This window comes from Nocardia sp. XZ_19_385, assembly GCF_015355755.1.
Taxonomy (GTDB): Bacteria; Actinomycetota; Actinomycetes; order Mycobacteriales; family Mycobacteriaceae; genus Nocardia.
This window is the reverse complement of sequence record NZ_JACVEE010000002.1, coordinates 967,411-979,882: the sequence shown is the minus strand read 5'-3', so window position 1 is coordinate 979,882 and position 12,472 is coordinate 967,411. Positions and strand designations below refer to the sequence as shown.

12 protein-coding genes are annotated in these 12,472 nt (G+C 67.2%); 4 read left to right on the top strand and 8 right to left on the bottom strand.

Going from position 1 to position 12,472, the window contains the following annotated elements:
• Positions 1-19 precede the first annotated feature (19 nt).
• Both IBX22_RS17225 and IBX22_RS17220 read right to left on the bottom strand, forming a co-directional pair.
• Entirely contained in the window at positions 20-580 is a 561-nt protein-coding gene (locus IBX22_RS17225) for a TetR/AcrR family transcriptional regulator (protein WP_194816568.1), read from the bottom strand.
• 59 nt (positions 581-639) lie between these two features.
• Positions 640-1,224 carry a DUF1707 domain-containing protein gene (locus tag IBX22_RS17220; RefSeq protein ID WP_194816567.1) on the bottom strand — a complete coding sequence of 195 codons (585 nt, stop codon included), beginning with the start codon at positions 1,222-1,224 and terminating at the stop codon, positions 640-642.
• Positions 1,225-1,333: 109 nt separating this feature from the next.
• Here IBX22_RS17220 and IBX22_RS17215 point away from each other — a divergent pair, with 109 nt between their 5' ends.
• Entirely contained in the window at positions 1,334-2,395 is a 1,062-nt protein-coding gene (locus IBX22_RS17215; RefSeq protein WP_194816566.1) for a DNA polymerase IV, read from the top strand.
• 3 nt (positions 2,396-2,398) lie between these two features.
• Here IBX22_RS17215 and IBX22_RS17210 read toward each other — a convergent pair whose 3' ends face one another.
• A complete protein-coding gene (locus IBX22_RS17210; RefSeq protein ID WP_194816565.1) occupies positions 2,399-2,641 on the bottom strand; it encodes a hypothetical protein in 243 nt (80 codons plus the stop codon).
• Between the two features lie 83 nt (positions 2,642-2,724).
• Here IBX22_RS17210 and IBX22_RS17205 point away from each other — a divergent pair, with 83 nt between their 5' ends.
• Positions 2,725-3,720, top strand: a complete 996-nt coding sequence (locus IBX22_RS17205; RefSeq protein ID WP_194816564.1) for an oxidoreductase — start codon at positions 2,725-2,727, stop codon at positions 3,718-3,720.
• 13 nt (positions 3,721-3,733) lie between these two features.
• Here the strand turns inward: IBX22_RS17205 and IBX22_RS17200 are convergent, their stop codons facing one another.
• The 4 genes from IBX22_RS17200 to IBX22_RS17185 form a co-directional block, all read right to left on the bottom strand.
• Positions 3,734-3,916, bottom strand: a complete 183-nt coding sequence (locus IBX22_RS17200; protein WP_194816563.1) for a hypothetical protein — start codon at positions 3,914-3,916, stop codon at positions 3,734-3,736.
• Between the two features lie 21 nt (positions 3,917-3,937).
• A complete protein-coding gene (locus tag IBX22_RS17195) occupies positions 3,938-4,300 on the bottom strand; it encodes a hypothetical protein (protein WP_194816562.1) in 363 nt (120 codons plus the stop codon).
• Positions 4,301-4,424: 124 nt separating this feature from the next.
• Complete coding sequence (locus tag IBX22_RS17190; protein WP_194816561.1) at positions 4,425-4,835, bottom strand: helix-turn-helix domain-containing protein; 411 nt, start codon at positions 4,833-4,835, stop codon at positions 4,425-4,427.
• 218 nt (positions 4,836-5,053) lie between these two features.
• Complete coding sequence (locus IBX22_RS17185) at positions 5,054-6,571, bottom strand: MFS transporter (protein ID WP_194816560.1); 1,518 nt, start codon at positions 6,569-6,571, stop codon at positions 5,054-5,056.
• A gap of 125 nt (positions 6,572-6,696) precedes the next feature.
• On the opposite strand from IBX22_RS17185, the gene IBX22_RS17180 reads away from it, so the two are divergent.
• Positions 6,697-7,428: a TetR/AcrR family transcriptional regulator gene (locus IBX22_RS17180; RefSeq protein ID WP_194816559.1), complete on the top strand. Its 732-nt coding sequence runs from the start codon at positions 6,697-6,699 to the stop codon at positions 7,426-7,428.
• A gap of 64 nt (positions 7,429-7,492) precedes the next feature.
• Here the strand turns inward: IBX22_RS17180 and IBX22_RS17175 are convergent, their stop codons facing one another.
• Complete coding sequence (locus IBX22_RS17175) at positions 7,493-9,343, bottom strand: ABC transporter ATP-binding protein (RefSeq protein ID WP_228539087.1); 1,851 nt, start codon at positions 9,341-9,343, stop codon at positions 7,493-7,495.
• 257 nt (positions 9,344-9,600) lie between these two features.
• On the opposite strand from IBX22_RS17175, the gene IBX22_RS17170 reads away from it, so the two are divergent.
• Positions 9,601-12,456, top strand: a complete 2,856-nt coding sequence (locus IBX22_RS17170; protein WP_194816557.1) for an FAD-binding and (Fe-S)-binding domain-containing protein — start codon at positions 9,601-9,603, stop codon at positions 12,454-12,456.
• Positions 12,457-12,472: the final 16 nt, after the last annotated feature.

Below are 12,472 nucleotides of genomic sequence, written 5' to 3'. Positions count from 1 at the left end.
TCGGTGGCGTCGGGCGGGGTCAGCGGTCGTCAGCGCGGAGCGCTACCCAGGCGGCGTCGGCCAGTTCTTTGCCGACATCCTTGGGCGCGGTGCGCATATCGCCGCCGAGCCATTGGCGTGCGTACTCCTGCGCCGGGCCGAGCCACAGCGCGTAGACGAGGTCGAATTCCAGGTCGCGGACCGCGCCGTAGCGGGCATGGGTGCGCCACCAGCGGTACACGTTGACGAAGAATTCCCGGTTGCTGTCGCTGTCGCGCATGCCGGGCGGCCGGGATGAGGCGAGAACCTTTGCCCGGTACTGGTTTTCGGTGACCCACCGCAGATGCTCGCGCACGCCCGCGGTGACCCCTTCCTGTGCGTCGGTGCTCTGCCCCACCGCGACCCAGAAGTGCTCCTGATAGTCGGCCAGCGCGTGCGCCCACACCTGGCGGTACAGCTCGGCCTTGTCCGGGAAGTGGTGATAGAGCGCCCCGACGCTGGCCCCCGCGGCATCGCGGATCTGCGTCAGCGTCGCATCGAGCGTGCCGTGCTCGGCGAACTGCCGCTCGGCCGCCAGCAGCAACCGATCTCGAATCTTCATATCCAGAATTAAATTCTGTTTTGCGGACATGCGCAAGGGCTGCGGGTGTTTCCGCGGGCTCAGTAGGGTCGGCGGCGGAGCCAGGTCCAGAAGTTCCGGCGCGGATTGCGGGCCTCGATGTAGCCGGACTTCACGCGGCCGTCGAAGCGCAGCAGCGGTGCGCCGGTCAGGTGCGGTACCCGCAGCTTGCTCGTCATGTGGCCGCTATCCACCGTGACCTGATCGAAGTCGATGCCCCAGCCATAAGGCAGCACCAGTTCCAGCGAACCAGAACCGATAGCGACGTGCGGGTTCACCTCCTGGTGGACGCACACTGCTTCGGTGAAGTCGAGGTGGATATCGCCCGAACCGCATTCGAGGGTGATGCTCGTCGGGACCACCCAGCGGCCCCGCTTGTCCCGCGATCCGCTCTTGGTGCGCAACTCGATCGGCGGCGCGGCCATCCCGGGCAGATCCGCGGTCACCGCGACCAACTCGTCCTTGGTCCGCGCCGCGTAGACCTGCGCCAGCCGCCGGTCCAGTTCGATCAGGTCGAGCCGGCCCTCGCCGACCGCGACCTGCAGCTGCCGTGCGGCGAGCGCGCGTTCCGGGTCACCGACCCGCACAGCGGGTACCGGTAGTGCATTGTCGGCCGATTCCGTCATCGAGCCCTCCCTCGCTCGGCTCCACCGAATCCTACGACGCGTGTCTCGGTATCGCGCGTGAGCTGGACATTTGCCCCTGCTTGTCGGTGCGATGGGGTAAGACAGACATATGGCCAGATGGCTGCTGCATGTCGATCTCGACCAGTTCCAGGCGGCGGTGGAGTTCCGCCGTCATCCGGAACTGCGCGGTCAGCCGGTCATCGTCGGCGGCAACGGTGATCCCAGCGAGCCGCGCAAGGTGGTCACCTGCGCGTCCTATCCGGCCCGGGCCTACGGGGTGCACGCGGGGATGGCGTTGCGCTCGGCGCAGCGCAAATGCCCCGACGGTGTCTTCCTGCCGCTGGACATGGTGACCTACGAGGAAGCCTCCGAGGAGGTGATGTCGCTGCTGCGTACCTTCCCCGGCCGGGTCGAGGTGTGGGGGTGGGATGAGGCCTTCGTCGCCGCCGATACCGATGATCCGGAGCGGCTCGCCACCGAAATCCGCAGCGCCATCGCCGAGTTGGAGCTCACCTGCGGTGTCGGGATCGGCGACAACAAGCTCACCGCCAAACTCGCCACCGGTTTCGCCAAATCCGTGAGCAAATCCGATGCGCCGGCGGCGGGCGACGGTACCGGCATGTTCCGCCTCACCGCCGCCAATTGGACCGAGGTGATGGCGCACCGCCCGACCTCGGCACTGTGGGGTGTCGGGAAACGGATCGCCGCCCGCATGTCCGAGCTGGGCATCGAAACCGTCGGCGATCTGATGGCCGCCGACCGGCAGCGCCTGGCCGCCGAGTTCGGCCCGAACACCGGGCCCTACCTGTGGGTGCTCGGCAGGGGTAAGGGCGACACCGATGTGGTCACCGAGCCGCGAGTCCCCGTGGGCCGCAGCAAATCCGAGACCTTCGCGCAGGATTTGACCGAGCGTGCCGACATCGAAGCCCAGGTCGCCCGCCTCGCCACCGAGGTCGCCGAGGAAATGGCCGCCGCGGGCCGCACCCCGTTCCGGGTCTCGGTCACGGTGCGCAGCAACACTTTCTATACCCGCAGCAAACAAACGAAACTGCCCGAACCGACCGGCGACGTGGCCGTCATCGTAGACACCGCCGTGCGCATTCTGGACCGCTTCGAGCTGGAGCGCCCGGTCCGTCTGCTCGGCGTCCGCCTCGAACTCCTGCCCGAATAGCGGTTATCGCCAGCGATGTACGACGGCGACGGGTCTACCGGCAAAGTCCGCGGCGGTCACCGCCAACTGCCACCCGGCGTACGCGCTGTCCTGCAGAAATCCCTTGCCTGTGTCGACGTCCACCCAGGATCCGTCGGGTAGTAGGCAGGTGTCGGTTCCGATGTCGGAGAGCTGATTCCACGCGTCGACCCAACGCATTTCGATTTCCGCGGCAGAGACGTGGTCCGCAGGATCTTGGTGCGTCATGCGACCACACTAGGTTTCCCGGATGCTCTTCTCCACCTGTGGAATCCCACCACTACACCGGCGGCACTCGTATGCTCGAGGCCATGGAGTTCTGGGCGATGGTGGCGCACCGGTCGGATAACGGCATCGAATTGACGCGGCAGAAGGTCGGCGAGGAATTCCTCGGCCCGGGCACCGTGCTGATCAAAGTGCACTATTCGAGTGCGAACTTCAAGGACGGTCTGGCCGTCACCGCGGGTGGCGGCGTGGTCCGCGAGTACCCGATAGTGCCGGGCATCGACCTCACCGGTGAGGTCGTCAGCTCCGAGGACGACCACTTCGTCCCCGGCGATCTGGTGGTGGCGCACGGCTACGACATCGGGGTCTCGCACCACGGCGGTTTCGCCGAGTACGCCCGCGTCCCGGCCGAGTGGGTGGTGAAGCTGGAGGGCTTGTCCCCCCGCGAGGCCGCCGCCCTGGGCACCGCGGGCTTCACCGCGGCCATGAGCGTGCAGGAACTGCTGAACCGCGGACTCACCCCCTCCGATGGCTCGGTGCTGGTCACCGGCGCGACGGGCGGAGTGGGCAGTGTCGCGGTCGACATCCTTGCCGGCCTCGGTTTCGAGGTGGTCGCCTCCACCGGCAAAAAGGATGCGGCAGAACTGTTTTCCGCACTCGGCGCCACCGAGGTCATCGGCCGCCTCCCCGAAGACCCGGACGCGAAACTTCGCCCCCTGTCCAAGGCCCGCTGGTCCGCGGCCGTCGACAGCGTCGGCGGAAAGTCTCTCGCCTACGTCCTCAGCTGCATCGCCTACGGCGGCACCGTCGCGGTCAGCGGCCTCACCGGCGGCGCCGACCTCCCCACCACCGTCATGCCCTTCATCCTGCGCGGCGTCGCCCTCTTCGGCATCGACTCCGCCCACTTCCCCATCGACCAGCGCCGTGACCTCTGGACCCGCCTCGGCAAAGAACTGAAACCCCAGCATCTTTCCGCCATCGAGAACCTCGCCCCCGTCACCGAGGCCCCCGAGGTTCTGCGCGCCATCCAATCCGGATCCCATTCCGGCCGAACTGTTCTGGCTGTCGCGGGCGCCTTCTGACCTCCGGCCGCGGTTACAGTCCAGCGACTGCGAGGGCAAGGACCAGCGGGGCCCACCACAACCGTTCGAGGAACTGCGCGTCCGCTGCCGACAGGTTCAACCACAGTGCGGCAATCAACAGCGAGATCGACAGTCCGGTTGTGCAGAACGCCGCGACCAGCAGGGCCCAGGTTGCCCGTCGAAGCCGGGGCCACATGCCCTTTCTCCGCAGCGAGGCCTAGGTGGCCACCAACGACGTCAGACCGGTCACGATCATGAGCACGGAGTAGGTCAGGGCGAAGATCTCACCGGGAAGATCAGTGACGGACAACGTATTCAGGGTCGGCGAATGTCTGATGTCACTCAGGCTCCAGGATCCGACGAGCACCGTCGCCCCCACGATCCACAGGGCGCCGACATAGCGGTCGAGCCGCCGGGAATCGGTGAGAATCTGCAACGCGATCACCGTGAACGCACAGAACGAGATGGTCGCCAGCAGGACAGAGGCAAGCAGCGCGGTCGCGCTACCGATCAGCTCCAGTGAGATGTGGTTGACCCGGTTCACCACCGGGGGTATCGCCAGGATGTAGGCGGCGCTCAAGATAGCGAAAGCTGTTGTGAAAAACCTGGATTCAGGTGCTGACCGCCACCACCGCAGCCGATATGCCGTCACAACCGCCAAGACGATCGCCCACCCCGTTGCTTCGAACATCACGCCCGCGATTCTAGGTAGGCGGCTTCGGTAGCCCGAGCATTCCGCCGTAGATTCGCACGGCACGATCCCCGATCCCCTCGGGCTTCGCACCGTCGGCGGCTATCAAATCGAAGGCCAGCGCATAGATTTCCTCGACGGTGGTCTCGAGTGCGCGGGCGATGGCCCAGAGCTGGCCTGGTTTGGGGTGCGCCTGGCCTCGTTCGATCCGATCCCAGGTGGCGCGCTTGATCTCGACCGCCGTGTAGATCGGCTCCCGTTCTTTCCCCTTCGCGCGGCGAAGATCCCGAATCGCCTGAGCGACAGCGTAATCCAGTCGCTTCTGTTCTTCGGCGTTCAGTGAATCTCCCGTCGCCTCCGTCCTCGGTTCGTCGGTTCCGGATATTACATGCGCGCGGTGACCGCCAGCGATTGCGGTACTCAATTCTGAGTACTATGTTTTGGAGGCAGCGTGGGGGCCCGCGCCGATCGGGAGAAAATCCGTTGCATCCGTTGATGATTGGCCGATGCGCGTACCGGCCCGAGTGGGGATCCACGCTGGCCCCGAGTTGCAGCCGAAGGGGGGTTGCAACCCGGGGGTATACAAGAAACCCGGCCGGTTCGGGGGGTCCGAACCGGCCGGGCTTCTTGTATTCGTTTGTGCTACCTGGCAATTGCGAGCTCTGCGGTTTTCTCGACCGTTTCCGGTGCGGTCTTGTTGGGCCGCATGACGAACAGGGCAACGATCGCGGCGGCCAGGACGCCCACGCCGCCGACGAGGAAGCTGGCGGTCATGCCGGTGGCGAAAGCCTCTCGGGCGGTGTTGATCAGCGTGGAGTCGCCGGTGGCGGCGGCGACCGCGAAGGCGTCGCCGATGGAGTGGCGGGCGGCTTCGGGTGCGTCGTCGGGCATGGCGTTGGTGAAGCCGGTGGACAGGATGGAGCCGAGGACCGCGATACCGAGAGCGGCGCCGGCCTGCTGGATGGTGTCGTTCAGTGCGGAACCCGCACCCGCCTGCTCCTCCGGGACCGCGCTCATCAGGGCGGCGATGGCGGCGGGCTGGGCGAATCCGGCACCGGCGCCGAGCACGACCAGGGCGATGGCGACAGTGGTGAATCCGCTGTCCGCCTGCAGGTTCGACAGCAGGCCCAGGCCGGCGGTGGTGATCAGCATGCCGGTGACGGCGAGGGCGCGGTTGCCGACCTTGGTGCCCAGGCCGGCGCCGATACCGTTGCAGACGATAGAGGCCAGCAGCATCGGGATGAGCGCCATACCGGCCTGGGTGGGCGAGTAGCCGAGCACGAACTGCAGGTACTGGGTCAGCACCAGCAGAATGCCGCCGTTGGCGACCTGCACCAGGGTGAGCGAGAGGCTACCGCCGGCGAAGTCGCGGTCCCGGAACAGGTTCAGCGGCACCATCGGTTCGGCGACGCGCTTCTCCCAGACGATGAACGACACCAGGCTGACGACGGCGATGGTGAGGGTGATCAAAGTGGAGGCGTGATCGAAGCCGCCCTTGGGGAATTCGATAATGGTCCAGACCAGGGCGGTCATACCGATCATGGACAGGACGGCCCCGGGCACGTCGGGCTTGGTCTGCGGACCCTTCGATTCCGGCATCAGCACCAGCGCCGCGATGATGGCCACGATCGCCACCGGAATGTTGATCAAGAACGCCGCGCCCCACCAGAAGTGCGCGATCAGCACGCCGCCGAGCACCGGACCCCCGATCAGGCCGAGCACCGACGCGGCGCTCCACGCGCCCATCGCCTTACGCCGTTCCTCGTCGTCGAAAACGGTGATCAGGATGGACAGCGTGCTCGGCAGCACCAGCGCGCCACCGATGCCCATCACGGTGCGGGCCACGATCATCTCGACCGAGCTGTCGGCCAGCGTCGCGCCGAGTGAGGCCAACCCGAACAGGGCCAGGCCGATGATCATCACCCGCCGCCGGCCGTACCGGTCGGCCAGGCTGCCCGCGGTGAGCAGCAGGCCGGCGAACACCAGGATGTAGGAATCCAGGATCCACTGAATGTCCTGAGCGCTCGCGCCGAGGTCCTCGGCCAGCGACGGCACCGCCACCGCCAGCACGAAATTGTCGATGACCAGGACCAGGGTGCTCAGGCACAGCACCACCAGGATCCACCAGCGCTTCGGGTTGCGGGTGTCGATCGCGTCCATCGGAAACTCTTCTCTCGCTGTGTTGCGTACGCTGTTTGCGTGTTGCGAACACTGTACGCATCAATTCATGGCGTTCGCAAGTGCGAACATGGTGCGCTAGGCTGGCGGAAACGAAAGGAAGCCTTATGCCCAGCGAGAAGCCGCAGGTCGGATCGGTGTGGACGCGCCCGCGCAAAGGCCGGGATCAACCCGCGCTCACCCGCGAGCACATCGTCGCGGAGGCCATCGCCCTGCTGGACGCCGAGGGCATGGATGCCCTGACCATGCGCCAGCTCGGTGCCCGCCTCAACGCCGGGGCCACGTCCCTGTACCGCCATGTCGCCAACCGCGACGAACTGATCGAACTGGTGGTGGACGAGGTCTACGGCGAGATCGCCATCCCGGGCATCGACTCCCCAGCCGAATGGCGCACCGCCACCGTCCAATTCGCTGGCAACATGCGCGCCATGATCCTGCGTCACCCCTGGATGGCCATCACCCTGAGTCAGGTCGGTCTGTCACACCTGGGCCCCAACGTCACTCGGATGACCGACCGCATGATCGCCCTGTTCCAAGCCGGCGGTTTCGCCGCTGATGAAGTCGGCGACGCCATCAGCGCACTGAGCTCCTACGTCGTCGGCGGCAGCGTCAGCGAAGCCGCCTGGCTCACCACCATCGCCCGGTCCGGCCAGACCGAAGCCGAATTGGTGGCCGGGCTGCGCCCCGCCGTCGAACAGGCCGCCGCCGAATTCCCCCGCCTCACCGCCGATCTCGCCACCGAAAGCTGGAACCAGGACCCGGCCGAAGTCCGCACCCGCAAGTTCACCTATGGGCTGGAGCGGCTCCTCGACGGGCTCGACCCCCGCCGCAACGCCTGAGTCGCCGACAGCCGCGCCCCACCTGTGCGGTGGCACGGGTGGGGTCGTGGAACTGCGGATTTGGTCAGGCGGCGACTTCGACTGTGTCGTCGGCGAATTGGGTGCGGTACAGCTCGGCGTAGCGGCCTTCGGCGGCCAGGAGCTGGGTGTGGGTGCCGCGTTCCATGATGCGGCCGTCTTCCAGGACGAGGATGAGGTCGGCGGCGCGGATGGTGGAGAGGCGGTGCGCGATCACCAGGGCGGTGCGGCCTTCGAGCGCTTCGGAAAGCGCTTCCTGGACAGCGGCTTCCGAGGTGGAATCCAGGGAGGCGGTGGCCTCGTCGAGGATGACCACCCGGGGCTGCTTGAGCAGCAGGCGGGCGATGGTGAGACGTTGGCGTTCGCCGCCGGAGAGGCGGTAGCCGCGTTCGCCGACCACGGTGTCCAGGCCGTCCTGCAACGAGGCCACCAGGTCGCCCAGGCGGGCGCGCTCCAGGGCATCCCACAGCTGCGCTTCGGTGGCTTCCGGGCGGGCCAGCAGCAGGTTCGAGCGGATCGAATCGTGGAAGAGATGGCCGTCCTGGGTGACCAGGCCGACGGTGTCGCGCAACGACTCGGTGCTCAGCTCCCGCACATCGGTGCCGTTCAGGCGCACCGCGCCGCTGTCCACGTCGTAGAGCCGGGAAACCAGTTGGGCCACAGTCGATTTACCGGCTCCCGAGGAACCGACCAATGCGACCAGCTGGCCGGGCTCGGCTCGCAGCGACACATTGTGGAGCACATCCACCCCACCCCGGGTGTCCAGCGTAGCGACTTCTTCCAGCGAGGCCAGCGATACCTTGTCGGCGGACGGGTAGCCGAAGGTGACGCCGTCCAACTCCACCGCGACCGGACCCGCGGGCACCGGCACCGCACCGGGCGCGTCCTCGATCAACGGCTTCAGATCCAGCACCTCGAAGACCCGCTCGAAGCTCACCAGCGCGGCCATGATCTCCATGCGGGCGCTGGCCAGCGCGGTCAGCGGGGTGTACAGCCTGGTCAGCAGCAGTGAAAGGGCAACGACCGCACCGGCATCCAACTGCCCGCGCAGGGCGTACCAGCCACCGAGGCCGTAGACCAGGGCGAGTGCCAGCGCCGACACCAAGGTGAGCGAGGTGACGAATACCGTCTGCAGCATCGCCGTGCGCACCCCGATATCGCGGACCCGGCGCGCCCGCAGCGCGAACTCATCCGATTCCTGCACCGGCCGGCCGAACAGCTTCACCAGGGTGGCGCCCGGCGCGGAGAACCGCTCCGTCATCTGCGTACTCATCGCCGCGTTCAGCTTCGCCGCCTCCCGCTGCAGCGTGGCGAGCCGATTGCCCATCCGCCGGGCCGGGATCACGAACACCGGCAGCAGCACCAGCGCGAGCAGGGTGATCCGCCACGAAATGGTGAGCATCACGCCGAGTGTGAGCAGCAGCGTCACCAGGTTCGCGACCACGCCGGACAGGGTGTCGCTGAACGCCCGCTGCGCCCCGATCACATCATTGTTCAAGCGGCTGACCAGCGCACCTGTGCGAGTCCGGGTGAAGAACGCGATCGGCATCTTCTGCACATGGTCGAACACCGCGGTACGCAGATCCAGGATCAAGCCCTCACCGATCCGCGACGACAACCACCGCGTACCGACCCCGAGCGCGGCATCGAGGAGCGCGATCACACCGATGACCAGCGCGAGGATGACGACCACCCGCGCCGCCGCGCCGCCGACAATGTTGTTGACGACCCGCCCGGCCAGCACCGGAGTGGCCACCGCCAGCAACGCCGACACCACGCTGAACACCAGGAACACCGCGATCCGCGCCCGATGCGGCTGCGCGAACCGCAGGATCCGCTTGGCCGTCGCCATGCTGAACGGACGCTGCTCATCGGGCGCGTTCATCCGCCGATACATCTGGCTGTACGCCACCGATTCGATATTCACGCTCGCACTCCCTCTCACTCCCAGCCCATTCAAGCCGGTACCCCCGACACTAGAACCTCAACATTTGTTCAGATCAAGCCATTCCCCGGCCACACCGTCCTTCCGAACCTAACGCCGCCTCGAAAACCAAGGGAGGCTCTGCCGCTACCACTCACGACGGCTGCCGCCATACCCCCGGTGACGCGCAGGTGCCCCGGGGTGTTCAGGCGCGGGCATAGGCTGGCGGGGTGAGCGAGGATCGGGTGGTGGAGGCGTTGCGCGAGCGGGTCAGCTGCGCGGTCGATCTGTCGCCGCGGCGACGTGCGGAGTACTCGTCCGACGCCTCGAACTATCGGGTGCTGCCTGCGGCGGTCGTCTTTCCGCGCGGCGATGAAGACGTGGCGGGGGTGCTCGAATTCGCCAGGGGTAATGGGCTTTCGGTGACGGCGCGTGGGGGCGGGACCTCGGTGGCCGGCAATGCGATCGGGGAAGGGATCGTGCTGGATTTCAGCCGGTACATGAATCAGGTGCTGGAGCTGGATCTGGAACAGCGGGTGGCGCGGGTGCAACCCGGGGTGGTGCTGTCGGAGTTGCAGCGGCAGGCGCGGGGGCACGGGTTGCGATTCGGACCGGATCCGTCGACGCAGGATCGGTGCACGCTCGGGGGGATGATCGGGAACAATGCCTGCGGACCGCGGGCCGTGGCCTGGGGGCGGACCTCGGACAACGTGCGGGAACTGCGGATACTCGACGGGCACGGGGTCGAGCGGAGCCTGGGCAACGACCTGGCTGTCGTGCCAGGGCTGCCGGAATTCACCAGGGCGAACCTCGCCGTGCTGCGGACCGATCTCGGACGGTTCGACCGGCAAGCCTCCGGGTACGGGCTGGAACATCTGCTGCCGGAACGTGGTTCGGCGGTAGCGAAAGCGTTCGTCGGTACCGAGGGCACCTGTGGACTACTCCTCGATGCCACCGTCGACTTGGTTGCCCTGCCCGAGGCGACCGTACTGACAGTGCTCGGTTACGACGACATGGCCAGCGCCGCAGACGATGTCGCGGCCGTTATGCGCTGCACCCCGATCGCTGTCGAAGGAATCGATTCGCGTCTGGTCGATATCGTGCGTGCACACCGGGGGACAGTCCCGGAGCTACCGCGCGGCGGCGGGTGGCTGTTCGTGGAAACCGCGGGTGACAGTCCCCAAGGAGCGTGGGACGCCGCCGTGGGCCTGTGCAAAACCGCCAGCGCGCTCGACGCTCGTATCGTCACCGAACCTGCTGAAGCAGCGGCACTTTGGCGTATCCGAGCCGACGGCGCCGGTCTGGCCGGTCGGACACCCGACGGGAAACCGGCTTGGCCTGGCTGGGAAGACGCCGCGGTCCCGCCCGAGCACCTCGGCGCGTACCTGCGCGACTTCGCCGACCTCACCCGCGACCACGACGTCGACGGCCTGCTCTACGGCCACATCGGTGACGGCTGTATCCACGTGCGCCTGGATCTGCCGATCAAAGATGCGCCACAACGCTTCCGGGCATTTCTTTTCGATGCCGCCGAACTGGTGGTCCGCTACGGTGGCTCCCTCTCCGGCGAACACGGTGACGGCCGCGCCCGATCAGAACTCCTGCCGATCATGTACTCCCGAGCAGTCCTCGACGTATTCGCGGAGTACAAAGCACTTTTCGACCCGGATCACGTCCTCAACCCCGGTGTCCTGGTGAATCCCCAGCCGATCGACACCGACCTGCGAGCTACGGCGCTACCAATAGTCGCCGCCACCAACGGTTTCGCTTTCCCGCACGACGACGGCGACCTCGCCACCGCCGTCCACCGCTGTGTCGGCGTCGGAAAGTGCCGAGCCGACACCGGCCCCTCCGGCGGCTTCATGTGCCCGTCCTATCTCGCGACCGCCGACGAAAAGGACAGCACCCGCGGCCGGGCCCGCGTCCTCCAAGAGGTTGTCCGCGGCGCCCTCCCGTGGGACTCCCCCGCCGTCGCCGAATCCCTCGACCTTTGCTTGTCCTGCAAGGCCTGTCGCTCCGACTGCCCCGCCGGCGTTGACCTCGCCACCTACAAATCCGAAGCCCTGCACCGCCGGTACCGCCGTCGCCTCCGCCCCGTCGACCACTACACCCTCGGCTGGCTCCCCCGCTGGCTCGCCCTGGCAACCCGGATGCCGCGCACCGCCAACGCCGCGGCGAACATCGAATGGCTCCGCCGAATCGGTCTGCGCGCCGCGGGAATCGACCCCCGGCGCGCAGTCCCCCGTCTCGCAGACCGCAGCCTGCGACGCCAACTGCGCGAAAGTAGCTGGGCCCCGGAGGTCCTAGATCCCGCAAACCGCCGCCTACTGCGCAAACGCCGGTGGCACGCGCGGGTGATCGAGGCCTCCGGTTCCGAATCCGTGGAACAACCGGAAGTCCTGCTCTGGATCGACACCTTCACCAATGCTTTCGACCCCGAAATCGCACTTACGGCAATTCGATTGCTGCGATCGCTCGGCTATCGGGTCCGAATTCCACAGCGCCGGGTGTGCTGTGGACTGACGTGGATAAGTACGGGCCAGCTGGATGCGGCGCGAGCGCGGTTGCGAGCAACGTTGGACGAGCTCGACGAGCACGTGCGAGGGGGCGGGATCGTGGTCGGCTTGGAGCCGTCCTGCACCGCGGTGCTGCGGGCCGATCTACCGGAGCTGCTGCCCGACGACCCGCGTGCGGCGCGGACCGCCGCAGCCGTCCGTACCCTCGCGGAGTTTCTTGCGGCACAACCCAACTGGCGGCCCGCGCGCAAAGAGGGTGCGGAGGTGGTGGTGCAGCCGCACTGCCATCAGCACGCCGTGCTGGGCTTCGACGCCGACCGGCAACTACTGGCCAGGATGGGCGTGCGAGTGCGGGAGATCGCCGGATGCTGCGGTCTCGCAGGCAATTTCGGCATGCAGCAGGGGCACTACGACGTTTCGGTGCAGGTCGCCGAGAACGGCCTGCTGCCTGCCCTACGCGAGGAGCAGGATGCGACGCTGCTCGCCGACGGCTTCTCGTGCCGTACCCAAGCCGAGCAACTGGCGGGACGTAAGGGCGTGCACTTGGCCCAGTACCTGCTGGACGACTGAGCTCGCCGCACGCAGC

Excerpts from the sequence above, each read along its gene's own strand:
- IBX22_RS17205 (WP_194816564.1), top strand. The coding sequence starts at position 2,725 with ATGGAGTTCTGGGCGATGGTGGCGCACCGGTCGGATAACGGCATCGAA.
- IBX22_RS17225 (WP_194816568.1), bottom strand. The coding sequence starts at position 580 with ATGAAGATTCGAGATCGGTTGCTGCTGGCGGCCGAGCGGCAGTTCGCC.
- IBX22_RS17185 (WP_194816560.1), bottom strand. The coding sequence starts at position 6,571 with ATGGACGCGATCGACACCCGCAACCCGAAGCGCTGGTGGATCCTGGTG.
- IBX22_RS17220 (WP_194816567.1), bottom strand. The coding sequence starts at position 1,224 with ATGACGGAATCGGCCGACAATGCACTACCGGTACCCGCTGTGCGGGTC.
- IBX22_RS17200 (WP_194816563.1), bottom strand. The coding sequence starts at position 3,916 with ATGTGGCCCCGGCTTCGACGGGCAACCTGGGCCCTGCTGGTCGCGGCG.
- IBX22_RS17215 (WP_194816566.1), top strand. The coding sequence starts at position 1,334 with ATGGCCAGATGGCTGCTGCATGTCGATCTCGACCAGTTCCAGGCGGCG.
- IBX22_RS17175 (WP_228539087.1), bottom strand. The coding sequence starts at position 9,343 with ATGTATCGGCGGATGAACGCGCCCGATGAGCAGCGTCCGTTCAGCATG.
- IBX22_RS17180 (WP_194816559.1), top strand. The coding sequence starts at position 6,697 with ATGCCCAGCGAGAAGCCGCAGGTCGGATCGGTGTGGACGCGCCCGCGC.
- IBX22_RS17210 (WP_194816565.1), bottom strand. The coding sequence starts at position 2,641 with ATGACGCACCAAGATCCTGCGGACCACGTCTCTGCCGCGGAAATCGAA.